The sequence below is a fragment of the Acetobacteroides hydrogenigenes genome (genome assembly GCF_004340205.1).
GTDB lineage: Bacteria > Bacteroidota > Bacteroidia > Bacteroidales > ZOR0009 > Acetobacteroides > Acetobacteroides hydrogenigenes.
Window position 1 is genome coordinate 191,315 of the sequence record NZ_SLWB01000002.1, and the last position, 25,265, is coordinate 216,579.

20 protein-coding genes and 1 tRNA gene are annotated in these 25,265 nt (G+C 47.6%); 8 read left to right on the forward strand and 13 right to left on the reverse strand.

Going from position 1 to position 25,265, the window contains the following annotated elements:
• Window positions 1–38: 38 nt before the first annotated feature.
• From CLV25_RS03565 to CLV25_RS03595, 7 genes are all read right to left on the reverse strand, one after another.
• On the reverse strand, window positions 39–1,361 hold the full coding sequence (locus CLV25_RS03565) for a hypothetical protein (protein WP_131838266.1): 1,323 nt from the start codon (window positions 1,359–1,361) through the stop codon (window positions 39–41).
• A 58-nt stretch (window positions 1,362–1,419) separates the two neighbouring features.
• Window positions 1,420–2,004 (reverse strand): YceI family protein, encoded by a 585-nt coding sequence (locus CLV25_RS03570; protein ID WP_131838267.1) that lies wholly within the window; start codon window positions 2,002–2,004, stop codon window positions 1,420–1,422.
• A gap of 366 nt (window positions 2,005–2,370) precedes the next feature.
• On the reverse strand, window positions 2,371–3,666 hold the full coding sequence (locus CLV25_RS03575) for a coproporphyrinogen-III oxidase family protein (RefSeq protein WP_131838268.1): 1,296 nt from the start codon (window positions 3,664–3,666) through the stop codon (window positions 2,371–2,373).
• Window positions 3,667–4,104: 438 nt separating this feature from the next.
• Window positions 4,105–6,537, reverse strand: a complete 2,433-nt coding sequence (locus tag CLV25_RS03580) for a DUF4982 domain-containing protein (protein ID WP_449369355.1) — start codon at window positions 6,535–6,537, stop codon at window positions 4,105–4,107.
• A 363-nt stretch (window positions 6,538–6,900) separates the two neighbouring features.
• Window positions 6,901–7,383 (reverse strand): SLATT domain-containing protein, encoded by a 483-nt coding sequence (locus tag CLV25_RS03585; protein ID WP_131838270.1) that lies wholly within the window; start codon window positions 7,381–7,383, stop codon window positions 6,901–6,903.
• Window positions 7,384–7,775: 392 nt separating this feature from the next.
• Entirely contained in the window at window positions 7,776–8,081 is a 306-nt protein-coding gene (locus tag CLV25_RS03590) for a GIY-YIG nuclease family protein (protein WP_131838271.1), read from the reverse strand.
• Window positions 8,082–8,449: 368 nt separating this feature from the next.
• Window positions 8,450–9,379 (reverse strand): hypothetical protein, encoded by a 930-nt coding sequence (locus CLV25_RS03595; RefSeq protein WP_131838272.1) that lies wholly within the window; start codon window positions 9,377–9,379, stop codon window positions 8,450–8,452.
• A 1,503-nt stretch (window positions 9,380–10,882) separates the two neighbouring features.
• Here CLV25_RS03595 and CLV25_RS03600 point away from each other — a divergent pair.
• The 7 genes from CLV25_RS03600 to CLV25_RS03630 all read left to right on the forward strand — a co-directional run bounded on the left by CLV25_RS03600 (window position 10,883) and on the right by CLV25_RS03630 (window position 19,396).
• The gene (locus CLV25_RS03600; protein ID WP_131838273.1) at window positions 10,883–12,748 is read left to right on the forward strand and encodes an alpha-amylase family protein; all 1,866 of its coding nucleotides are present in this window, start codon (window positions 10,883–10,885) and stop codon (window positions 12,746–12,748) included.
• Between the two features lie 491 nt (window positions 12,749–13,239).
• The gene (locus tag CLV25_RS03605; protein WP_131838274.1) at window positions 13,240–14,646 is read left to right on the forward strand and encodes an MATE family efflux transporter; all 1,407 of its coding nucleotides are present in this window, start codon (window positions 13,240–13,242) and stop codon (window positions 14,644–14,646) included.
• 140 nt (window positions 14,647–14,786) lie between these two features.
• On the forward strand, window positions 14,787–15,305 hold the full coding sequence (locus tag CLV25_RS03610) for an RNA polymerase sigma factor (RefSeq protein ID WP_131838275.1): 519 nt from the start codon (window positions 14,787–14,789) through the stop codon (window positions 15,303–15,305).
• Between the two features lie 17 nt (window positions 15,306–15,322).
• Window positions 15,323–15,925 carry a hypothetical protein gene (locus tag CLV25_RS03615; RefSeq protein ID WP_131838276.1) on the forward strand — a complete coding sequence of 201 codons (603 nt, stop codon included), beginning with the start codon at window positions 15,323–15,325 and terminating at the stop codon, window positions 15,923–15,925.
• A gap of 6 nt (window positions 15,926–15,931) precedes the next feature.
• Complete coding sequence (locus CLV25_RS03620) at window positions 15,932–16,132, forward strand: hypothetical protein (protein ID WP_131838277.1); 201 nt, start codon at window positions 15,932–15,934, stop codon at window positions 16,130–16,132.
• 198 nt (window positions 16,133–16,330) lie between these two features.
• Window positions 16,331–17,677: a glycoside hydrolase family 125 protein gene (locus CLV25_RS03625; protein WP_243649593.1), complete on the forward strand. Its 1,347-nt coding sequence runs from the start codon at window positions 16,331–16,333 to the stop codon at window positions 17,675–17,677.
• A 153-nt stretch (window positions 17,678–17,830) separates the two neighbouring features.
• Window positions 17,831–19,396, forward strand: coding sequence for a Kelch repeat-containing protein (locus tag CLV25_RS03630; RefSeq protein WP_131838279.1), 1,566 nt, complete (start codon window positions 17,831–17,833; stop codon window positions 19,394–19,396).
• A 179-nt stretch (window positions 19,397–19,575) separates the two neighbouring features.
• Here the strand turns inward: CLV25_RS03630 and CLV25_RS15895 are convergent, their stop codons facing one another.
• Window positions 19,576–19,743, reverse strand: coding sequence for a hypothetical protein (locus tag CLV25_RS15895; protein WP_165876974.1), 168 nt, complete (start codon window positions 19,741–19,743; stop codon window positions 19,576–19,578).
• Between the two features lie 244 nt (window positions 19,744–19,987).
• Between CLV25_RS15895 and CLV25_RS03635 the strand changes: the two genes are divergently transcribed.
• Window positions 19,988–20,719, forward strand: coding sequence for a DUF6261 family protein (locus tag CLV25_RS03635; RefSeq protein ID WP_131838280.1), 732 nt, complete (start codon window positions 19,988–19,990; stop codon window positions 20,717–20,719).
• A 143-nt stretch (window positions 20,720–20,862) separates the two neighbouring features.
• On the opposite strand, the gene CLV25_RS03640 is transcribed toward CLV25_RS03635, so the two are convergent.
• The 5 genes from CLV25_RS03640 to CLV25_RS03660 form a co-directional block, all read right to left on the reverse strand.
• A complete protein-coding gene (locus CLV25_RS03640; RefSeq protein ID WP_131838281.1) occupies window positions 20,863–21,591 on the reverse strand; it encodes a hypothetical protein in 729 nt (242 codons plus the stop codon).
• Between the two features lie 188 nt (window positions 21,592–21,779).
• Window positions 21,780–22,793: a bile acid:sodium symporter family protein gene (locus tag CLV25_RS03645; RefSeq protein WP_207895582.1), complete on the reverse strand. Its 1,014-nt coding sequence runs from the start codon at window positions 22,791–22,793 to the stop codon at window positions 21,780–21,782.
• A 155-nt stretch (window positions 22,794–22,948) separates the two neighbouring features.
• On the reverse strand, window positions 22,949–23,293 hold the full coding sequence (locus tag CLV25_RS03650) for a hypothetical protein (RefSeq protein ID WP_131838282.1): 345 nt from the start codon (window positions 23,291–23,293) through the stop codon (window positions 22,949–22,951).
• An 89-nt stretch (window positions 23,294–23,382) separates the two neighbouring features.
• A tRNA-Gln gene (locus CLV25_RS03655) sits at window positions 23,383–23,453 on the reverse strand.
• Window positions 23,454–23,561: 108 nt separating this feature from the next.
• On the reverse strand, window positions 23,562–25,262 hold the full coding sequence (locus tag CLV25_RS03660; RefSeq protein WP_131838283.1) for a PspC domain-containing protein: 1,701 nt from the start codon (window positions 25,260–25,262) through the stop codon (window positions 23,562–23,564).
• Window positions 25,263–25,265: the final 3 nt, after the last annotated feature.

A 25,265-nucleotide genomic window follows, 5' to 3' on the forward strand; every position in this document is an offset into this window, starting at 1 on the left:
TGTGAGTGCCTCCCTGCTATATCGTTTTCGATTAAGCGTTAAAAACCAACAACTGCTTCTACTACAAGTCCATCAAACTTGCCTCCATTGTAAAGGTTGTTTGTAGGGAACCCGTTGTATTTTTGTTTAACGTATTCTGCTTTCAACAGAATGTTCTTGGTGAAGAAGTAACCCGCTGCGAAAGCGTTGCGGGTAATGCTGGCATCCATTGCTGTTGGTAAAAGTTCGCCGCTTAGCTTGTTGTAGCGCGCTCCAACATAGAAGTTTTCCTTTTCACCAAAATAGTAGAGAAGGTCTCCGGCTATTTGATTAACCTTGCGCTTGTCTACCTGAGTGGCTGCGTTGGTGTAGGGACGTCCTTTTGCCCATTCGTAGGTTCCGAAGAACTCAAGGCCATGGTACTTAGTAAACAAGTTAGTCATAAGAGAGCTTACCTGGTAGTCAAAGCCTGGAGAGAAGCGGCCAGTGGTAAAGTTTGCAGTTAGATCGGTAGAGTTGGTAAGAACTCCCCAATAGTGAGAGCCGCCACGATCGCCCGCATATAGCGTATTTCTTGTTGACCCACCGTTGTAGTATCCCGATTGGGTAACGCGTACTCTCCATCCATCAACGGGGTAACCGTCAAAGCCCACCTTCCCATATATGGAAGGTTTTTTTGCTCTGGTTTCGCCTGTTGCGGTATTGGTCTTTTCAATAACGTCGCCTTTGAGCAATCCGTTGCTCAAACCTGCTACGCCAAGAAAACTGTTGTATTTAACCTCTACCTCGCCCGCAATTTCGGTTGCAAAAGCATCCATAATAAGGTTTTCTGCAAAAGGATTTAGGATGGAGTTTCCATTGTCGGTACGGCGGAAATGTGCATCACCGTAGTTAATCTCCATGTGACCAACCTTGATAGTGGTATACTTCATCAGGTTGTCGAAGAACTCTCCTTTAATAAATGGAAGCTTATCCATTTGGACGTAGCCCCCTTTTACCCAGGTTTCGTTGTGGTGTCGAGCAGCAAGGTAAAGGGTAAGGTTAAGCTTAACGCCGTCGGCAAGTTGAGCGTCAAACGTCATGTTTGCCGAAGCAAGGCCAAAACCATTCTCAATAGGGGTGAGCTTGTTTTGGTCAACTCCATTTACAACATTTGGATTATTGCTGTGCTTGAGAGTTTGAAATGATTGTGTAAAGCCAGCCCCTACTCTAAGCTTCTGACCTGTGTAGGCCACAGAATCTTTCTTAGATGTTTCGAACCTATTCTTCCCGTACTGGTCGTTCTTGTTGTGGTACTGTATTTCGGCAAACTGAGCCGATGCTCCTAAAGAGCTTGCTCCCAGAAGCGCAAGTACCAAGGCGAATCTTACTTTCGATTTCATTGTGGTGATATTAATTGTTAGAACCTGTTTTTCCAGCGACATACTGGTGGTTATTTTGCTACTTCTTAAGAAGTAGGTAGATGTTTAATGTTACATCGTTGGCCGTTTTAAGCGTTCCAAGCAGCGCAGTTGGTGGCTTTAGGTTAAAGTCGCTCATCTTGATTCGTCTTGATGTACGCACCTCAATGTCGCCATTGCCCTGTGTAGTTGCTTTAACTACGAAATCAACCGGAATAGTTGTTGTCTTAATGGTGATATTGCCCGTAAGGTTTATGGTTGATACATTTCCGGAAGTTTGAACGCCATTTATTTTTGATAGTACAAACTTGATTCGGGGGTAGTTTTCGGAATCAAAGCATTCCTTTATTTTTTTGTCCATAATGCTACCCTTTGAGCCAGCAAGAGAATTGGCGTCGACATCTACTACTGCTGATTTTATTCCTGTTATCGTATTGTTCTCAACATAAAAATCGGAGATGCCAGAAAGCTTTCCGACCGATGCAGTCCAATCGTGAATGTTCGAAGTTCCTACGATTTCCACCTTTTGAGTTTTTATCGTATATCGAACCTGTGCAAAAGCAGACTGGGTGCATAGTATTAAGAGCAGTACAAGTGCGGGAATGAAGTGGACTATTCTCCTCATAAGTTTCGATTTTAAATTGTTTTCATCTAAACGTACGAGTTACACTCAATGTTAAGTGTTTTAAATTCAAATAGAGTATAAATAGCAGTCTATGTACTCTAGTGCTCCAAACCAGTTTTAAGTGTGTAAAACGATTTATTTTTGCTGTTTGTTTGAAAACAGTCTAAATAAGAATAGTAAAACAGAATCTTTTCAAGTGTTTTATAGGATACAAATAGTAGATATTTGGGTAATTGCGATTAAAACAGCTGATGCTTTTGCCTCCAGGCAATCTGGATAGCATACTTGCAAATGTGGCAGCAACTCTAATGGTTGAATGTTTTGATGGGACGTATGTTTTTGTATGTCTGATTGGGGTAGGGGATATTATAATATTACCTTTTCTGGCCAAGGATTTATTTTGGACGTCCCCCAAAGCTTACTTATGTAGCTTATAGAGAAAAAATCCTCAAAAGCATGAATCCAATATGTTCCTTTATCAGTTAATTCTATCAGGTCATTCCTGTAATCTAAAAATCCAACTTTGTTCAGTAGCTTCATATATGTTCCGTACTTTTCATCAAAGCTTCGGTTAAACCGCCGTTCGAAATCGCTTTTCCTGAATTTTGTTTCATAAATCCGCCAGTAAAGCCACCCTGCCATCTGTGATTTCTCTGATAGATTTACCGATAATGCAATTGGCGAAGTGTTACTATCAATTGCCTTTACATATTCTGCCACATTAAATGTGTTCACATAAAAAATATCTTTGAGATAAGAACCGCCACTGGCACCTAGTCCTAGGTAAGAAGGAACAGTGACTGAACAATATTTGTCAACCCCCTTTTGAGTAAACGCCCATACAGACGATCGATAGAAGCCAGAATCGTAAAAAATATCTTCTATCACCTTTAGGAATTTTCTTCTCCGTAGAATTGTTGCCGCTGCATTCTTGTTTTGAGTGACTTCCCGCCCAAATCGCGTGTATGGGAAACGAAACAGCGGGTATGTAGCCGCTTGATTAACTCCAAGTTTGACCATGTCGTATACAGCCTGTTCAACTTCTGCTGTAGTTTGACCAGGTAGGTCGAAGATATAATCGATGTTTACACACTCGAAATCTTTGGCGACAGCTCTTTCCATAATATCTTTGACCTCGCTAACGCTATACGGTCTTTCCAACGCTTTCAAATGCCTGTCCTGAAGAGCTTCGACACCAACGCTAAGGTATTTAACACCTAGTGCTTTCAAGGTATTCAGGTTTTCATTACTAAGATGGTTGGGGTGGCTTTCAATGTGAATGGAACACTGCATATTAAAATTCTTATAAATGGCATCAAGAATATCCCCAAGACCGTTGCCCAACATGGAAGTTGGTGTGCCACCTCCAATGTAAAAGCTCGATATCGGTTTGCCATCCATCATATCGGCATATTTTTCAACCTCTTTTATTACGGCTTTTGCATATTTTTTAGCCATATCATCCCGGAATATCTCTTTGTTGTATGGACAATACGGGCATATCTGGTTGCAAAAAGGAATATGCAGGTACAATCCAATTTTATCAAGTTCATGAATATTTCTTGCTATAGAATAGTCATCAGGAATAGTGTTCTGAAACTTTATTTCGCGCTCACCAGTTAGCTTTTGGCTTATTTTTCTTCGTATTACATCTGAAATCATAACCACAGGTATTTAATCTAAATCATTACAGTGCTTTTTAGAATAATACTTTAACTCATAGAGAGCTTGTAAACAATCAGAAATATTTTAGGAATGGCACTTGATGCTTCAGTAGTCAGCGTGTAGTTCCTCATCTGCTTATCTAACTATATACAAGTTAGTGAATAATTAAGGTTTTGTCAAAATGCCGGAAATGTTGGCTGTATGGGCAACAAGCACCTGCGGGCTGCCGTTCCTTTGCTAAACATGGGCTTTTATAGAGCCTTGTTTGACAAAGGCAAAAGCCCATCGCTGTCAGGCAATAACAGAATAGGCGACAGCAAAAAAATAGCGCAGCCTTTGGTGTAGCTGCGCTTGTTTTTTGTTTGGAGATGTCTTGGGTCGCTCTTTCAATAATCTTTAGCCGACATTATAGCTTGTAGCCTGTAATTAGCAATCTTATTCCTTTATGGTTGATATTGTTAGCTTACCTTCCTTGAGCTCATCACCCGAAACCGTTAATTCCATATTTCCTGCTTGGGTCGATGACTGAACCAAGACAACTAGCTTGCCACTAAAGGCCTTCATGGTGGGCTTGTGGAACACCTCCAGCGAGGTTGCATCGCCATTGCAAGCGGCCCTGTATTTGCCGGTGCCCTTTACCTTAAAGTATAGCCTGTTGGAGGCGTTGGGGCAGGGGTTACCCTGCTTATCGACAATGGTAGCGGTTACGTAGCATAGGTCTTCGCCATTTGCGGTGATCGTTTGCCTGTCGGCTTCGAGCTTAATATGATGGGGTTTGCCTGCTGTTACCACTGTTTTTTCGGCAGCGGGTTTTCCCTTATCGTCGTAGGCCACCACTTTTAATGTTCCCGGCTCGTACTTCACATCCATCCACATCAACCGGTAACGGTTTAGCTTCGATTGGGTACTCTTTTTTTGTATCCCCTGGCTTTTCCCGTTAACAAAGAGTTCGGCGCTGTTGTAGCTTGTGTATACGAAAACTGGAGTTGTCTGACCCTCGCGTCCTTCCCAGTTCCAGTGGGGAAGAATGTGTAAAGTAGTGTCTTTTGTGTTCCAACGGCTACGGTATAGGTAGAACCTATCTTTAGGCAAGCCTGCAAGGTCGCAGATGCCAAAGTAGGAGCTTCGCGAAGGCCAGTAGTTGTCGTAGGGTGTTGGCTCTCCTAGGTAGTCGAAGCCCGTCCATACAAATTCGCCGATAACCCAAGGTTTGTCATCCTGCTGAATGAAGTCATCTTCTGGGATATTCGACCAATCGCAGAATTCTAGGTCGTAGGAAGAGCACTGTAGGTCGGGATAGGTTTTATCTGGTTTGCTTACAACCGGAAATTTGTAGATGCCCCTCGAGCTTACCGTCGATGCTGTTTCAGATCCCAAAAGAATCCCCTGAGGAAATCTTTGGTAAGCTTCATCGTAGAGGTGCACGCGGTAGTTTAGGCCCGGAATGTCCAATATAGCGCCAAAGCCGCTTTCCATTACCGCCTTAACCTGATCCATCCCCACGGTTACGGGTCTAGTTGGGTCTTCGCGATGGAAAATATCCTGAAGCCACTTTAGCCTTTTTACTCCGTCGCTGCCCCACTGATCTGGCACCTCGTTACCGGCGCTCCACATTACAATGCAGGGATGATTTTTGGTGGCGCGTACCAGGTTCTCCACGTCTTTTTCTGCCCATTCGTCAAAGTACAGGTTGTAGCCATTCTTTACCTTTGGCTTTTTCCATTCGTCGAAGCTCTCGGCTAGGAACAGGAAGCCCATTTCGTCGCATAGCTCCAGCTGCTCGATGGAGGGCATGTTGTGCGACGAACGAATGGCGTTACAGCCCATATCCTTCAGGATGGTTAGCTGTCGTTTGAGAGCCGCCCGGTTTACTGCGGTACCAATGGGACCTAAGTCGTGATGCAAGCACACCCCTTTGAACTTTGTTACCTTACCGTTAAGCTCGAACCCCTTGGCGGCGCTGTAGCTGATCTGGCGTATCCCGAATCGGACAACCTCCGAGTCTTTTAGCGCATTACCCTGGTAGAGCTTTAGCTCGGCTGTATATAGGTAGGGCGTTTCGGGGCTCCATAGATTGGGATTCTTAACGGTAATGTTCTGCTCTATTTCGTTGCCGAATCTTTCCGACGAAACTTTTTCGGCTACCGTATTGCCTTTGGCATCCCTAATCGTTGCTTTTACCGTAAGGTTTTCGCCCTGAACCTGCGAGCGGATGTTTACCCTGGCGATGTTATCGGAAACGGATGGCGTTGTGATAAAATGTCCCCAATGCTTAAAGTTCTCCCGATTCTTGACGATTACCCTAACCTTGCGGTACAATCCTGCGCCCGGATACCACCGGGACGAAAAGGGTTGGTTTTCGAGCCGGACCGCAACTACGTTCTTCTTGCCCGCTTGTAGGTAGCTTGAGATATCGAAGTAGAAGTAGCTGTAGCCGTAAGGTCGATTTCCAACTTTTACGCCATTTACAAACACCTCGGCATTGCTCATGGCTCCGTCAAAGGTGATCAGTGCCTGTTTATCGTTGCTGAATACAGGTAGATCTAGCGTGGTTCGGTACCAGCCCACCCCGATAAAAGGCAAAGCTCCCGTTCTACCCGTTTTTTCCGTAGCCACCTTCTCGTTGTTCTGCTCTATCCTGACAACCTGCTTATCGATCTCCTTATCAAAAGGACCGTAAATCGCCCAATCGTGGGGTATCTTTACCGTCTCCCAGTACGAGTCGTCGAAATCAGCTCGTGAGGCGGATGCATTATCTGCTCTAGAAAATTTCCATAAGCTCAGCTCCTTAACTTCGGTTTGCGCCAAAGATGTTGAACCGTAAGCTAGCAGCAGCAGGATAAAAGTAAGACTTCGTCTCATGTTGATGTCTGGTTTTAAATGATTCGATGGAGATACTTTAGGGTAGCAAGCACCTCGGGTTTCAGTTCTCTCAGCTTGGGATACGGCGGTTGTGTAGTAGTAAGCTGCCGCTTATCGCTTTAACCGTTTGTGTATACCTCAAATGGTAAATATAAACCCAAAGATCTTTGAGACCAAGAGGTTTTAAAGAAAGGATAGAGGATGCGACCTGTGCTAGATACAGGCTCTACTTTTATCCTCCCTTACTCTGTTTGAGCTTAATAGGCGTGGTTCATCTGCTGCTTGAGCAACGAAAGTGCTTAGCTTATACCGCGTGGTTTATCCGTTGATGCTTACTGGTGGGGCGGTCTTCTCGGTTGGTTGCTTGTGCTATTTCTCCTTCGAAGTTGCCTTGTTGACCTTTTTATGGGCAATGTCGTAGATTTTATTAGGAATAGCAGGCGTACTTTTTTCCAGCTCGCTCCACTTCTTGTTAATTTCTTGGAGCTTGTCAATGTCTTTATCCGATAGCCCTTCCAATATTTTTAACTCCAGATCGCGCCTTAGCTTGCCAAACGAAGCTAGGGCCTGATTGTGCATGGCTGCTAGTTCGCCATACTTTAAAAATGATGTGGCAGCGGATGTTAATGTGGTTATTATGCTGATTAATCCGGCAATGACGATCCAGTACTTGTTTCCGGTTTGTGAAATGGAGGTAAAAATTGCCGTGGCAACTAGTGCCGATAGTAGGGTTGAGATAAGTCCAATTACTCGATTGAGCATGGCATAGTGAGAAAAGGCAATGCTGTGAGCTACATGTCTGATGCGTAAGCCCTTTTCCCATTGTTTGATGGTTTTATTATCCTCTTCCATGTTGTTTAGAATTCAGCGTATAGTGTAAACAATGCCTTTGCTCCAAAAGTTTCCTAGAGCCATTCAAGAAACGCAGGAACGATCAAACGAGTGCAATATGGGAGAGAATAATTAATGCTATTAGTGGGGTTGTTCCAGTCTTGGTTTTCACGAACTGTTTCTTAAGTCGAGTTGTTCCCCGAACGTACCCCGAGCCGCTTCCCGAGCGGATTCTAGGAGTCCCCCGAGCGGAGTCGAGGCGTCCCCCGAGCGGAGTCGAGGGGGGGGCATTGTTGAAGAGTTCCTCTCGACTCCGCTCGAGGAACGGAAGCCTTGAGTGTTCTCCGATTGCTCCCCCGAGCCTTACCCCGAGCCGTCCCCCGAGCGAAGTCGAGGGGGGAGTCGAGGGGGGCCTACTCCCTATTCCTAAAATGGCTTTTATTTTGGCAGATTGCTAAATCATGAAGGTTTTGAGGTTTACTCTCAATAAGCGCCTTTTTCTTCTTATGGCTCCAGTTCTGGATCTGCTTCTCCCTATAGTAGGCCTCATCGATTCGGTTAAACTCCTCGAAGTACACCAGCTTTACGGGTAGGTTCTTCTTGGTGAAGTTCGCGCCTTCTCCATTCTGATGCTCGGACAGCCTTCTTTCAATATCGTTTGTGCTTCCGGTATAGTATAGCCCGTTGGCGCATTCGAGGATGTACATGTATCCTTTCATGGTTGGATGTGGTTGGTGACCTGTACCCCTCGACTCCGCTCGGGGTACGGAGTTCTGTTCAATGTTCTTCTAGCGCATCCCGAGCGTTCCCCGAGCGGAGTCGAGGGGGAGTTGTTGAAGAGTTCCTCTCGACTCCGCTCGAGGAACGGGAAACTTTGAGTTGTCTCTCAAGCGGAATCTATGTGCTTCCCGAGCCGTCCCCCGAGCGAAGTCGAGGGGAAGTTGAGGGGAAGTTGTTGAAGAGTTCCTCTCGGCTCCGCTCGAGGAACGGGAAACTTCGAGTTGTCTCTCAAGCGGAATCTAGGTGCACCCCGAGCCGTACCCCGAGCGAAGTCGAGGGGGGTCGAGGGGAAATCGAGGGGGAAGGGCTAGTTCACCCCCTCCTTCTTCTTCAGCATTACCTCTAAGCGTAAGGGGGTATTGTCGGCAACGGTAAACTGCTGGATGTGCGTTTCGCAGCCAATCTTTTCTACAATCATCTCGTAGATGTCGAACTCGCGCTTGTTGTTGCGGATTTCGCCGGATTTGCCCGTTCGTCGGTCGATCAGCACGTAGGGCTTATCCTTTTCCTTTTTGGTGGTCGACTGCACCACCACACGGGCATTCTCTTCGGGTTTTCCGGTTTCGCTGTTTACCACGGAGATGGTAAATAGCAGCTCGGTATACTCCTTCTTGTTACGTACTTCGGTATACCCCTTAAAGGCTTCGGGATGGGTGAGGCTGATGATGTCCACCACCATATCCATTTCGTTTAGCAGCTCCTTGCCTTCCTCAATGAGCGCATCCAGCTCCACTCGCTTTACCCTTTTCTCCTCTTGGTATGCCTCCAAAGCGGTATTGGCGGTTGTCAGCTGCTGCATGTTTGCTTCGATAGCAGCCAGCTGCTCTTCGGTAATGTTGTAAATGGCAAGGTTGGTAAGATTATCGCGGGCAATCTTTAGCACCGACTTTACGCTGGCTTGGATAGCCTTATACGTGGCACGTTTTATCTCTGTACGGGTGATATGCAGCTCGGCTACCATTGCCGTATTGTTCTGCTTCGTAAAGTACACCTCAAGCGCTTTGATTACCGCATACAGCGGAGCTACAACTTTTTCGCTTGCGAAGGTTACAGCTACTACTACCGACTTGTTTTCTGTGGCGACGAACTCTAACACCTTTTCGGTCTTTCCGATTAGCGTATCCGATTTGGTTAAAAGCTCCTTAGCTGCTGGCATCGAGTTAATAGCTTCGTTACCCTTTGCGTACTTGCATACTGCCGAAATCATTCGTAGGAATACCTTGTTAAATTCTTTCATGGAACTAGTTTTTAGTTGGATCTAAGACACTGTTGTAAGCTGTTTTGTGCTTGTTGTTTTAGGTTTTGACTTTTGTTTTCGCTGGTGCCATCTTTAGCGCCTACCATTGTCGGGGCTGTAGGGGGCTACCAGAGATTTTTCTACCTTAATGCCCAAATTTACAGCTGGGTATCCGTATTTTTTATGTAGAAAATACCTGTTTTGCTAAAACAGGTATAAATACGGGTATCGCACTAAAAGCGGGTGATTTTTACGTGCTTTTTCGGAGTTGTCCCCCGAGCGGAGTTGAGGTGCTCCCCGAGCGAAGTCGAGGGGGGAGTTGTTGATAGGTTCCTCTCGGCTCCGCTCGAGGAACGGAAGCACCGAGTGTTCTTTCCGAGCGCTCTCTGGGCGTAGTCGAGGCGTCTCCCCGAGCGAAGTTGAGGCGTCCCCCGAGCGAAGTCGAGTGCCCCCCGAGCGGAGTCGAGGCGTCCCCCGAGCGGAGTCGAGGCGTCCCCCGAGCGTAGTCGAGGCGTCCCCCGAGCGTAGTCGAGTGTCCCCCGAGCGTAGTCGAGGGGGGGGCAAGGAAACCCCCATTTAGCTTAATACTATTCCTATTGAGCTAAATACTTTCTGTTAAATATGCCCAGTTTGTTGATAATTTAGTTTATTGTGTTGATATTCAGATTTTACGAGTCAATTACATGTCGAAAAAATTGACGATACGCTCTAATATTCTGCGAAATATTAGCATACATAAAGAAATTTGAACAAAACAGAGGGTTACTAATCGAATTCAGACAAACACTTCAGTAAAATTATGAAACACTCATCCAAGAAAATCAAACACTAGCATAAAAAAATCAAACACTTTGCTCCGATTATTAGCTGCTAACTTTCAAAAATCGATTACTGATGGGAAAAGCTGCGAGCTATCTCTCAAAAATGGGTGAACAACCTAAAACACGGCATCACCCATTCAATTCTACGCATTACTAGATTAATTCTAGGCATCACTTACCCAATCCTACGAATCACTACCTCAATTCTGAGAATTACTTCCTCAAAAAAAGGAAACACTTTCGCGTGGTTCTTCTTTTGCTGGTTGTAGAAATTGCACACTTGCCTGCCGAAAACTAAAGTACCCATAGCTCTACCCCGTACGGTACCTTGTAGCCGTACTACTCATCCCTGCTTTATAGCTACTTTTCTAAAAAGCACCATCACTTCCCTTCAAAACACCAACACTTCCACAAAAAACGGAATCACATTTTCTGAGAATGGATCTTCCCTAACCTGATAGACGGGGGAAACCAGCCGAAATCCTAGGGAGTACCCATCTTTCTATTGCAAAAAGTCGTCGGTTTGTACCGAATGGCATTCCCTTCATCCTTCATTCTACCCATACAGGCTTTTTGCCCTTTAGCGCTTGGCCTATTTTCCTTATGTTCGATGTTGTAAATTGCAGCTGGTGCGCAATAGTATCGCTGAGCCAATTACCGGAATAAAAACAACACTCGCATAATGAAGAGATCAGCTTTATCAATGGGCTTCTGCATCGCGCTGCTTTCGGGCAGCGGCGTGCAGGCGGCCTCAGCGACAGGTGGCAGCGCTGCCGGCGTTGTGCCTCGCCATAAGGAGGTAATCTACCAGGTTTTTCCCCGCCTCTTTGGGAATACGAATACCACCAATAAGCCTTGGGGAACCATCGAGGAAAACGGTGTGGGTAAGTTCAACGATTTTACCGATAGGGCGCTTCAGGAGATTCGCAACCTTGGCGTAACCTACATCTGGTACACGGGCGTTCCGCATCATGCGCTAATTGGCGACTACACCACGTACGGCATCGCCAACGACGACCCCGATGTGGTGAAGGGGCGTGCCGGATCGCCCTACGCCGTTAAGGACTACTACAACGTTAATCCCGACTTGGCCGTTGATCCTACCAAGCGCCTCGACGAGTTTAAGGCGCTTATCGCCCGCACCCACAAAAATGGGATGAAGGTGATTATCGATATCGTTCCAAACCACGTGGCGCGCAGCTACCGCAGCACCGTTTTCCCCGCTAGGGACTTCGGGCGCAACGACGATACCTCGGTGGAGTACAAGCGCGATAACAATTTCTACTACATCCCCGGAAAACCCTTCGAGGTGCCCGAGTTTAAGAACGGCTACCTTCCGCTTGGCGGCGAGCGTCATCCATTATCGGATGGCAAGTTTGATGAAAACCCTGCTAAGTGGACCGGGAACGGTACTCGTTTTGCCCGTCCCGACTTCTACGACTGGTACGAGACGGTAAAGATCAACTACGGCATTCGTCCCGATGGTACAAAGGACTTCCCCGAGCTGCCTGCCGGGTTCGATAGGAAGTCGTACAAGGAGCACTTCGCTTTTTGGAAAAACAAGGATGTTCCAGATTCTTGGAAGAAGTTCCGTGACATTGCCCTCTACTGGCTTAGCATGGGTGTCGACGGATTTCGCTACGATATGGCCGAGATGGTGCCCGTCGAGTTCTGGAGCTACATGAACTCCTCCATCAAGATGAAGAACCCCAACGCCTTTTTGGTTGCCGAGGTGTACAACCCCAAGGAGTACCGTAGCTATATCAGCAAGGGTAAGATGGACTACCTCTACGACAAGGTTGAGCTGTACGATACGCTTAAGAATATCATTCAAGGACGTGGGCTTACCGATCATATTGTCGGAATTCAGAATGGTCTTGCCGACATCGAGCACCACATGCTGCACTTCCTAGAGAATCATGACGAGCAGCGCATTGCCAGCCCCGAATTTGCCGGAAGCGCCGCCAAGGGCAAGCCTATGATGGTGGTTTCTGCAACAATCAGCACTTCGCCAACGATGCTCTACTACGGGCAGGAGGTAGGAGAGGCTGGTAGCCTAAACTCTGGCTTCGGAACCCACTCGCGCACCACCATTTTCGACTACGCGGGCGTTCCAAACCATCAGCGCTGGATGAATGGCGGTAAGTTTGATGGCGGCGCCCTTACCACCGACGAAAAGGAGCTACGCGACTTCTACAAGCGCCTGCTCAACTTCTCCACCAGCAGCTCAGCCCTTACGGGCAAGTATGCCGAGATCCAAACCGTAAACCGCAAGGATACCAAAGGCTACGATCGTAATATTTTCTCGTTCGTGCGCTGGAGCGGCAAGCAAAAGCTGGTTGTTATCTCCAACTTCGACGCAAAAACCACGAGCCGCTTCAACCTTACCATCCCTGCCAGCATCATTAAGGCTTGGGGATTGAAGAACGGTAGCTACACCCTAAAGGATGCGCTATACGGAACCACCGCTACCCTAAAGGTGGCTAAGGGAGTGGGTACCGTTGATGTTTCTGTCAAACCTTTGGAGTCGTTTATCTATATCTTGTAAGTAAGGTAGGCTATCTGCTATACTGAAAAATCCCATTAGTGAAAAATCTTTTGGGATTTTTTGTTTTCTCCCCAAAGCAAATGTCATACTTTTGCGGGGTATAAACTTAAAACGTAAAAAGATGAAGATGTCGGTCAGCTGCTAACGCTCGAATAGGGACATTTCAAAGAACACGCAATCCTTTCCTCAAAGGGGATTCAAAACCCTTCTCGAACGTTACCAATTCAGTAACAACCTTTTTGGCAAGCATAAACATCTCCTCTCTGAACCTTGTTTTGCCCGAAAGCGTCAGGCTATTTAGTTAGTCATCGTTTGTTTTTCTATTGCATACGCACCCGATGCGTATAAGCATATTCTTTGCATTCTGCTTAGGCTATACGTTGTAGCGCTAACAGAACTTTTACTGCTTAACCTATTGGTGCTCGTATTTAAGCTTGGCAAGACTACGGCGCTACTAGGAATAAACTGTACTATACAGCTATTGGTAAACTATGAATTTTCAACAAAAAATTAGACAACAGTACGCAAAACCGGGAGGAATACAGGAGCTACTTTTCTTGGCACTCCCAATGATTATATCTACCTCGTGTGACGGAATTATGACCTTCACCGATAGGCTTTTCCTTGCCCGAGTCGATTCGGCGCAGATGAACGCCTCGCTAGGAGGAGGCGTCTCGCTACAGGTGCTTATGTTCTTCTTCGTTGGGCTGATTGGCTACTCGACAGCGCTTGTTGCCCAGTATTTTGGGGCAAACGAGCGGCAGAACTCCGCAAAGGCATCGTTTCAGGCAATGCTTGTGGCGTTGGCGGCGTGGCCGGTAATCCTTGCCTTTACTCCCTTCGCCGAAAGCTTCTATAGGATGATGGGAATTCCCGCTGCTCAGATAGGTTTTCAGGTGGAGTACGTCAACATCTTAGCATGGGGCTCCCTATTTGGGCTGCTGCGCTACGCTTTGGGCTGCTACTTTACCGGAATAGGTAAAACAAAGATTGTTATGAAGGCTACCCTTTTGGCAATGGTGGTAAATGTGGTCTTAGACTACATCCTGATATTTGGTAAGCTTGGCTTTCCGGCCATGGAAATACGGGGTGCGGCCATAGCAACCATTAGCGGATCGTTTTGTGCGGTGTGCGTGCTTCTTGTTGCTTACTTTAGGAAGGAAAATCGTCAGGAGTTTCATATTTCCCAGTCGTTCCATTTCGATTGGAAGATTATGAAGAAGCTGCTCTACTACGGCTATCCTGCTGGATTGGAAATGTTCCTAAATTTTATGGCATTTTCGGCAATGGTGTCGCTTTTCCATGCTAAGGGAGAGGTTGTGGCAACCGCTACAACGATCATGTTCAACTGGGATTTGGTTTCATTTATTCCTCTACTGGGAATAGAGATTGCCGTAACCAGCTTGGTGGGTAGATATATGGGTGCTTGTAGGCCTCAGGTGGCCCATAGGGCTGCACTGTCGGCTATTAAGATTGGAGTCGTCTATTCTACGGTAATTCTCTTCCTCTTTGTTTTGATTCCAGAAGTGCTTACGCGGGTATTTGCACCTAGTATTGCTTCGGAGCTATTTGAGCAGGCCGTGCCAATAGCAACGTTGATGATACGAATAGCAGCCTTATACGTTTTGGTGGAAGCGCTAGTGGTTGCGCTGGTTGGCGCATTACGTGGAGCCGGAGATACGCATTTTACCATGATAGCATCTGTTGCATCGCATTGGCTATTTGTTCCGATCCTGTACCTGTCGCTCAACGTCTTTAACTTTTCGATAGGGCTTAGCTGGTTCCTGCTGGTGCTCTTCTTCTTTATGTTTAGCTCTGTTCTCTACTTCCGATTCCGTAGCGGGAGGTGGAAGAAGATAAGGGTTATCAACGAGGAGGTTAAGGAGATGGCTATGTAGGAATCGAATCTAAAAACGCTACTATCCCCGGTGCTTCTTTTGGCTACCGGGGATTTTTATTTTCAAGGTTCGGAATGTAACATTTCGTATACTTGGCGTCAAAAGGGTGTAAAATGATTGAGAAACCTTAAATCAACCTAATGGAAAACGACAAACAGCTCTTCGAAAAGCTCTTTCGGGCCAATCGCGACCGGGTTTTCCGTCTTTGCTGCCTCTACACGGGCGATACCGATCAGCGCAAGGATCTGATGCAGGATATCTTCATCCGTGTATGGGAAAACCTCAGTTCCTATAGGGGCGAGGCTGCCATGAGCACTTGGATCTACCGCATTGCGCTGAATACTTGCCTAACTCACGTCCGTAGCCTTAAACGGGGATTGCAAACTCGATTGATGCCCGATGGCTTCGATGTTTTAGAAACAGAGCCACCTGCTGGTACAGAGCCCAGCATCGAGCATCTGATCCGTTGCATTAACCTTCTGGAACCCTCCGAACGAACCATTATTGGCCTATACCTCGAGGATTTGCCTCAGCGGGAGATTGCCGATATCCTAGGTATCTCCGAAGCCAATGTTAGGGTGAAGATTCACCGCATTAAGCAGCGCCTAAGCGAAATAGCAGCTGAACAATTTCCCCAAATAAGGCAAGCTGCGGTATAACCATCAATTCTAAAGCCATGAATATAGACGATTTTAAGAATAGCTTCCAGTCGCTATCGTACAACAGCGACGAGAATATGAGTGTAGACTTTACCCGCAAGGTGGAGGGCGTTGTTGAAAAAGTACGCAAAGAGGATAAGCGGGATAAAACATTGCTAGTTGCCGTAAGTATTATGCTTATCGGTATTGGGATTCTATATACCATAGGAGGTATCGTAAAGTATTTGGATAACCCTGAGGGAAATGGTTCTTGGGGATATGCCATATACGTACTGGGAATTATTACCGTGATTCCCTACCTCATCTATAAGATTCGTCAGATTAATCACACCTGCTACGACATTCCCGTTGTTAAGTTTATAGCAAACGTAGAGAAGCGTTACGCCTTGTTCCAACTCGAACAGCTATTTATACTCCCTTTCTTAGTGATGGCCAGTATTGCGGTATGCTACATATTTGCTGATGGTAAGCCGTTGACCATTCAAAGTATACTTACGGCTCAAATTCCGCTTATCATTGGGCTTACCGTTGGACTGATTATCGGTGTAAGCCTCTGGTATCGTCGAAAGAAGCCCATTCTCGATGAGCTGCGCAGCATTCGTAAATCGATGGAGGGATAGGTTATCATGAAACGACTTAGAAACATCGTTGCCCTTGCTGCTCTGGTAATGATTGCTATCGCAGCGACCCACCTAAACTTCAGCAACCTATCGTGGGAGGTAAATGCAACAAGCTATAAGTCGATGATTGCTATGGCTTGTACCTTTTTTACGATGGTTAGCTGCAATAGAATTGAGGCTCGAAAACGTCGTACCGTACAGGAATAAGCTGCCTTTTTGGTAGTATGTAGAGCCAAGGCATTGCCTTGGCTCTACTTGTATGCTACAATTCCACTACATTTCCACTACATTTCTTACATTCGCAGTACTATTATCATCAAACACTACACTATGAGAGTAAATTTAACTAGCTACACGCGAAAGACAATGCTGGCACTGGGTGCTGTGCTTCTTAGCGGCAGCCTGATGGCGCAAACCTTTCCTACGGTGCGCGTAGCCAAGGAGCAGCGCAACTTTTCGAGCCCTGCCATCGAGCGTACCATCGAGCAGATGCAGTCGAAGATTGCCGATAAGGAGGTGGCGTGGCTCTTCGGCAACTGCTTCCCCAACACGCTCGACCGTACCGTAAACTTCACCGAGAAGAACGGAAAGCCCAACACCTTCGTTATTACCGGCGATATCCACGCCATGTGGTTGAGGGATTGCACCGCGCAGGTGTGGCCTTACCTTCCCTTTATGAAGGAGGATAAGAACCTGCAAACCCTTATTGCGGGCGTCATCAACCGCCAGGTGGAATGCGTGCTGATTGACCCTTACGCCAACGCCTTCAACATGAACAAGGAGGGCAGCTACTGGCAGCGCGACCTTACCGATATGAAGCCCGAGCTGCACGAGCGTAAGTGGGAGATCGACGGGCTATGCTACGTCATCCGTCTTAGCTACCACTACTGGAAGATGACTGGCGATGTAAGCCACTTTGACGCCGACTGGCAGAAGGCGATGAAGCTTATCGTGAAGACCTTTAAGGAGCAGCAGCGTAAGGAGGGTAAGGGCCCCTACAAGTTCCAGCGCGAAACTCCCGTTGCCACCGACACCCAGTTTGGCGGCGGATACGGTAACCCCGTTAAGCCTACGGGCATGATCTGTTCCATGTTCCGTCCATCCGACGATGCCACCATCTACCCATACCTCGTGCCATCCAACTGCTTTGCCGTGGTGTCGCTACGCCAGCTGGCCGAGATGGCAACCGCCATCACCAAGGATGCCGCCTTTGCCCAGGAGTGTAAGGCGATGGCCAACGAGGTGGATGCCGCCATCAAGAAGTACGCCATCGTCAACCATCCGAAGTACGGAAAGATCTACGCCTTCGAGGTGGACGGCTACGGCAACTACCTGATGATGGACGATGCCAACATCCCATCGTTGCTGTCGCTGCCCTACCTAGGCTACGTTAGCGCAAAAGATCCGATCTACCAGAACACCCGCCGCTTTGTGTGGAGCAACGATAACCCCTACTTCTTTAAGGGTAAGGCTGCCGAGGGCATCGGCGGACCGCACGTGGGCGAAAACATGATCTGGCCAATGGCCATCATCATGAAGGGCATCACCTCCAACGACCCTAAGGAGATTGAGAGCTGCCTCCGCATGCTGAAGCGCACCCACGCCGCAACGGGCTTCATGCACGAGTCGTTCCACAAGGACGACCCCGCCAAGTTCACCCGCTCGTGGTTTGCTTGGGTAAACACCCTCTTCGGCGAATTCCTGATTAAGGTGGAGCGCGAGCACCCCGAAATCCTCAAGAAGCAGCTGTAAACGGTCTGCGGTAGAGACGCCCTATAGGGCGTCTCTACATAAACAACCCACCCCGGCAGCGCATGGCTACCGGGGTGGGCTCGTTTTATGGGGAAAATTTATTGCTACTTTTGCGGGCAAATAAAGTATTTCTAATTTTTTTAAATAAATCTCATGAGAAGGCTGGCTCTCTTTTTAATGGTTTTTTCCCTGCTTTTTGTTTCCTGCGAGAAGGATGAAGGGGATAAAGGGTGTGTAAAGAATATCGCGTTTTCAACATCTAGCTCCTTTGTTGGTGTTACCGGTATCCTTACTGAGGCAACCAAGTATAAGTACCTTGTTATTAGCGAAACCCCTAACGTTTCGGAGGCTACTGGCGTTGTTTACTGCGATTCAGCGGGTGTGTCTGCAAATTTCTTCATTAGGGCTTCTAATCTATACTCCAACACCAAGTACTACCTTAAGGTGTTCTATCGCGATGCCAGCGGGAAAACTATTTATAGCCCAGAGTATACTGTTAATACAGATAACAGCACAGCCGCTACAACATTTAATTCGGTGGTAAAACTAGATACGCTGATAGGTGGGAGAGCTTGTCATCTGTTAAAGTACTCCTTTAAAACGATTAGCGATTTAAGAAATGCTGAGTTTGGCGTATGCTACTCTAAGGCGACGGATCCAGGAACAGCTCCTGTTCCCACCGTTAGCGATAAGGTGATAAAGGGTACGCTTGGTAAGGACGGAATCGTTACTTGCGACATCTCGGAGGTAAACTTTAATGAGATGGAAAATGTTCGCCCCTACTTTAAGAACTCGAAGGAAACGGTTTACGGTTCTGTTTTTACCTACTCTAAACCTTCATGGTTACCCTATATGGTATTATCTGGTAGCTACTCTTTCAATTTAGGAGCCATCTCGTACAAGGGGAAAGGATACGTATTTTCAGGAGGGGGCTCTAGTGATATGTGGAGCTTTAGTCCAGCTGGCATGACGTGGAGTAAGGAGGTTTCTATTAAAGACATTTTCTCAATAGATGGCAACCCCTACGAAATTTTCACCATTAAGGCTGCACCCATTTCTAATGGATTCCTATTCTTTTCTAACGGATTGCTAACCGTTAATAGGACGGATTATGTAGCTGTATACTCTAATTGCATCTATTCCTACAACACGACAAGTAAAGCTTACACCCAAATTCTTCCCAATGGGCTTCCTGATGTCGTTTTCAAATACTCCAAGCGCTGCGATGGTTTTGGCATAAATGGGCAGCCATACGTAGCAATTTATGGAGGATCTGTTAGCAACGAAGAGCTTTCGAGGGGTACGTATATTTATGCGTATGATGAGGTTTCGCGGACGTTTAAGGAGGTAACGGCAAATAGTGAGCGTACGGGCGTTAAAGATGCTGCTTTTTTTGCAGTCGGTAACATGGTGTTTATGGGTGCTGGGAGCTACTCTGTTTTCGAGACATTAACAACCGATTTTTGGTCGTACAACGTAAGCACAAAGGTGTGGACACGGCTGAAGGATGCGCCAATTTCAAAGTTCGTAAAGTCGTTTGTTTACAAGAACAGGTGCTTTGCTATCGGTTCCGATAATAACCTGTACGAGTACGGCGTAGGCAACGATTCGTGGACGATAGTTGAAAAAATCCCGTACACCATTGATGCGGTAATGCCGATTGACGATGGCCTATACCTTTTGAACGGGAACCGAATTTTGAAGAATGTATCCCTTTAGCTTCGCTGCATAGGGCGGATTATTTTCTTGTACCCTACTTAAAAGATACAACCCTCCCCGGTAGCCACGCGCTGCCGGGGAGGGTTGCTTTTTAGGGGTATCGCTCCAAATTATGCTATAGTGCCCATTCGAAGCGCGTAATCCTCCCGCTAGGGCGGGAGAGTAGAGGTGGGTAAATCTTAGCTTTCCACCTCCACCTTGCTGGTGGCCTCTAGCATTGCCTTTGCCTTGTCGTTTTGCGGCACCTCCACCAGCTTAAAAATCCCCCAATTCCCTTTCCAAAACCCTTGCATGACCTCATTCAACCCCTTCCAAAACTTTTTTAGCCCTTGCATGAGGTCATTCAAGCACCAAAAATTAATTTTTAGCCCTTGAATGAGGTCATGCAGACACCAAAAACATGTTTTTTGCCCTTGAATGACCTCATGCAAGCATCAAAAACAAATTTTTACCCTTTGAATGACCTCATGCATGTAGTTTGGAGGGGTGAATGGTCGTGAATCACGAAAAAGCAGGTAAAAATTTTTATCAAAAATATCGTGTTAAATAAAATTTTATATATTTAAGGCTGATTAACCAAACAAAATACATATGATAGAACCACATTCATTTCAGGCGATGCGCATTACCGAGAAGGGCGCATTCGCCGATAAAGTGCTAGCTAAAGCTAACCCCTACGGCGAAAAGGATACCGAGCTAAAGCCCCTTATCGAGGAGGCCACCAGTAAAAACCAAATTTTCAGCAAGGCCATGCAGAAGCTGAGCTTGGCGGCCATCACCAAGCTCATGAACGAGGACGATGACCAGCGCGACAGCGGCATCGGCAACCTGGAGAGCTACGCCCTGAGCTGCTCCAAGCGCAAAGATCCCGTTTGGGCGAAAGCCGGGCAGGAGGTAGTAAACGCCCTTAAGGCCGTTGGCTGGGATATGAACTACCGGGGTAACCAGGATGAGACCAAGCTTATTGACATCTTCCTGGAGCAGATTGAGGCGCAGCCAACTCTAAAGCAGGCCCTTGCCACCATCAGCGCGCAGGGCTGGATCGACGAGATCCGCGAGGGGCAAACCAACTACAAGCTGCACGATGCCCAGCGCGAGGCGGCCGAAAAGCCCGGCAGCAGCATAACCTCGAGGGAGGCCGCACGCGACCTAGGCTTCGCCATCGACAAGCTGTTCCGCTACATAAACTTCCAGATCGAGTTTAAGGGGAGCGCCACCTACGCCACCCTTGCCGACGAGATCAACAAAACAATTGCGGCGTATCGGGCCACCATCAGGCAGCGCGCCACCCGCGCCGAAAACGACGAGAAAGAGAATTTGTAGCCCATAGAATTAAATGTTAGAATTGAAGAGAGATTATTATTAGGCTAACTAAAAAAAGCCCCAGCTCGAGCGGTTCGACCTGGGGCTTGCTATTTTTAAGAAGTAGGTTAGCTACCGGGCATGCCGTGTGGCTACCAATATTGCTACCACTTTACCTCCGCAAACTTCTTAGGATCGAAGATGGTGGTGCTTACCGGAGCGTTGGGCTTTACGTTGAAGTAGCGCTCCACCATGTAAGGGCGGCTGCTGTTGCGGTAAAATCGCACCTCGGTTCCCACGGGTAGGCCATCGAAGTACTCGTATCTGGAGAACTCCACGCTGCGGGCGTTGTCGCCTGTGCGCTCCTGCATCCTAAGGAACAGCAGCGTTTCGGCATCCACCCAAAAGCACTTCGAGGTGGTGTCGCCCACCATCCAGGCCTTGCGGCCCATGCAGGTCGATGGTTCGATGCGGTTGAGGTTGTAGCCCATCTTTTCGGTGCGCGTAATGCTTTCTTCTGGGGTGATGTTGTTGACGTCGAAGCCCAGCACCAGCAGGTCGTGCATGCGGTAGCGGGTGCTCTTGAGCGCCCCTTTCTCGAAGGTGTAAAGGCTGTCGTTGGCAAAGATAACGCCGTTGCCGCTATCCCAGCTGGTAAACTTCAGGATTAGGTTGCTGGGCGATAGGTAGGCCTCGTGCCAGACATCCTTTGATAGGAGCGAATCGTTTCGGTAGTTGAGCACCTCCTGCGAGAAGGTGAGCGTGGTGTAGAACCGGGCGTGGTTCTTCTCGTACATCTGGCGGATGAGCTCGCGCCCCGAGGCGGGCTGCTGGGCGTTGGCGGCGCCAAAGGTTAGGAGCAGGACTGTAGCCGTAAGGAGTTGTTTAAGCATGGGGTTGTCGTTTTTGGTTAACGGTTATTTCGATATCCCATAAACGAATATTTTTTCGGATTGTGACGGTATAGCTTTGCCTCAAATGAGGTATCAAGTATCACGATATGCGTATCACGACAAGTTGAACCACGTTGGAGATGTGGTCGAATTTCGTGATACGTGATACATGTGTCGTGATACTTTTATTACTCCACCTCCTCACTCATCCGCTGCGCAATGAAGCTCACCAGCACCAGCTGCATGGCGTGGTACACCATAATGGGCAAAAGGATGATGCCCAGGTTGCCCATTCCCGAAAAGATGATGCTCGACATCACCGTACCGTGCACCAGCGACTTCTTGGAGCCGCAGAACAGCGCCGTGATCCGATCCTCGCGGTTAAACCCGAGCGCTTTCGACACGATGCTGATTAGCCCGTAAACGACGTAGAAGAGCACCACAAGGCCAAATGCTAGCGTCAAGAGGTCCATCCACGCAAGCTGCGCGAACAGGTTTTGGCTAAACGACTCGCTGAACGACATGTAAACGATCATTAGGATGATCGACTGGTCGAACAGCTTTAGCTGCCTGCCGTGCCTCGTGGCCCAGTCGCCCCAGCGGCGGTTGAGCAGCATCCCTACGGCAACCGGAACCAAAACCTGTACGATCAGCTTTACGATAACGCCCGAAAGATCGCTCATCTGCCCGTTGCCGGAGGTCAGCACCAGTCCCATCCAAACGGGCGTAATAAACACCCCTACGAGCGCCGAAATGCTAGCGTTAAAGATGGCCGCCGGGATGTTGCCCTTGGCAATGGAAACCATCACCACCGACGACGACACCGTGGAGGGTAGCGCCGCCATAAAGAAGGCGCCCAGCCATAGCAGCTGCGTTGCCGGGGTCGAAAGGAGGTGCATCGCCACCAGCACAATCAGCGGAAAGACGATGAAGGTGGCCAGCTGTACCACCAGGTGGAGATGCCAGTTGCCTAAGTCGCTGCGCAGCTTTTGGGGGCTCAGCCGCATGCCGTAGAAGAGGAATATCAGCGATACCCCGATATCCGAGATGATGTCTAGGTTGATTGGGCCACGGTAGATTCCTACTTGGGGGAAGAATCTACCAAGAAGTATCATTCCAATAATTGCCAGGACAAAGCGATCGAACTTTACCTTGCGGATGCTCCTCCAGAACGGCTGATGGTGTATGGTTTGTTTTTTCAAGATGCTAGTTTTTAGATAGCGGAACAGCGAGTTTGCCTTGTAGAACTATATCCCCTCCTAGGGAGGGGTAGGGGTGGGTTTAGGCTGTTTGAATAGCTCTTTCCGAATAACTTCAGTATAACTCCCGTTTAACTTCCGATTAACTTCATAAAAAGTTAGGCTAGCGGATCGAAGTTGTAAAGGCTTTCATCCTCCGATATGGGTCGGCGCCCGTACGGCTCCAGCACCAGCTTTACGATCTTTACGCCCAGTCCAGCGGCCAACTTTCTCTCCGTTTGGCTGATGTTGGCATCAACCAGCTCGGTTAGCGCCGACTTTACCGGAAAGTTCCCCTTTTTGAATAGCGGGTTGCTGATGAAGGTGTTCTTTACCTCGTGCTCAATCACGTCGCCCTTTTCGGTAAGCAGCGCAAAGGTAAACGCCTTAATGGCGTAGAAGCGGTAGTTGATGGTTATTTGCTCGCGAACCTCAGCATCGGAGGTGATAAAGTTGTAGGCCATATTCAACGTTTTGGGTTGATGGGCAAAAGTAGCAAATAGGGGGAAGATCGGAAAACAAAAAAGGCCCAAGCGTTAGCTTGAGCCTTTCGTTGACCTACCAGGATTCGAACCTAGACTGACTGAACCAAAATCAGTAGTGCTGCCATTACACCATAGGTCAATTAAGCAATTCGACTATGTTTCTGTTCGTTTCTATCGCAATTGCGGTGCAAAGATAAGCACAGTTTCGAAACCTGCAATACCTCCTAGGTAGATTTTAAGGTTCTTTTTAAAACTTATCGGTGGCCTTAACTACAACGGTATCTACCTCCTCAAGGTTTTCGTTGTCGAAAGAGCTGCTGCCCGACTCGTTAAAGATGTACACATCGTTCTGTTTTTTAGAATTGTACTTTTTTGTAGAAGGAAGCACATCCTTGCTAATCCTGTACGCCTTGTCTTTTGGGATAAGAACGGTTAGCTCGATTCCCTTTAGGATTCGGTCGCTAAGCTTAAGCGGAATAGCTGGCGATATTAGCAGCGAATCGCCTTTAAAGGTTGCGTCAAACTCGATTTCTTCGGCGGTTTGGGTAGCCGTGTTGTAGTTTCGGCCGGTTGCCCATTTCTTTACCACCACTTGAGGCTTATCTATATTCTCGCTAAACTCTACATCTACAATCGGACGAATATAAACAGTGCTGTTCCTATCAATCTTGGCGTTTTGTGTGTTTTCGGCAGATACAATTGAGAATCCGTGATGGTGTTTCCAGCCGTGGTGATACTTGCCAAACCTTACGATATCCTCGCCATTAATGTTGACGTTTACGTTGTCGAAATCATCGTCGCTATGCTTTTCCAGCGAAATAAGCACATCGTTAGGGTTAAGCTTAACGGCATTGCTGTAGGCAATGGTCAGCGTATCGATGGGGGCTTGCGCGTATACGGTTTCGTTAACCGAGCTGTTGCCACCAAACGAACCCTTAAGAGAGAGTATTCCTGTAAACATAGCAGCAAAGAGTGCAACTACCCAAAGTACCGTAAGTGGAACAACGACAAAGCGGGTGCGGAAGCGAGATCTGAACAGCAGCTTAATCATCAGGATAATCATTAGTACGGTTGGGATGATGACCAGCGCAAAGAGCGATAGCTTAAACCATATTAGGTGAGGGAAGAAGCTGCAAACAATGCCGAATAGGGCAAAATCCATGTCATGATCGAACGAAACGAAGTTGTTGACTACCCAAGGCTCCATTCCGAAGAGGGAAACCAGCAGCGCGGTGCTTACCGCCAATCCAACAACTACGAATATCGAGGCAAAGAATATGGCAAATACCTTAACGATTACCCCCACTATGCTTAGAATGGTTTCGCCTGCGGTTCGAATGTGGGGAGCCACATTCTGGGCTTCCTCACGGATGCGTTGCTCCATGCTGGAAACGTTAACCTTCTTGCCTTCCATCTCGAGCTTTTGTCCAACGCTAAGCGCTAGGTGGGTAGATATCCAAAGAACGATATAGGTTAATGGGAATATCCATCCAATGCCAATGGGTGATCCGATAAGGGTTAACCCAACAAAGGCGATTCTGAAGAGGACGGGATCAATGTTAAAGTAAGCGCCTAATCCTCCACAAACTCCACCGAATACCCTATTGGTTGATGATCGGTAAAGCCTGCGTCCTGAAGATATGGTGCTAAATCCGTAGCTGCGTTGTTCTCCAGTTTTCTCGCCACCTTCGTCGAGCTCCGATGGATCGCCTATGCGCGAAAGCACGTCTTTAACGTCGGCAAGGGTAACCACCTGATCGGGGGTTAGAATCTTTCCATTGAGAAGCTCGGCTATGCGCGACTCGATGTCGGCAACAATTTCCTGCCCATCGGCACGATGGCTGAATTGGGCGTGAAGCCTGTCGGTGTAGGTTTTTAGCTCGTTGAAGGCGCTCTCGTCAACAACGAAAGCTATACCGCCAATGCTAACTTTATGTGTTGTGTTCATGGT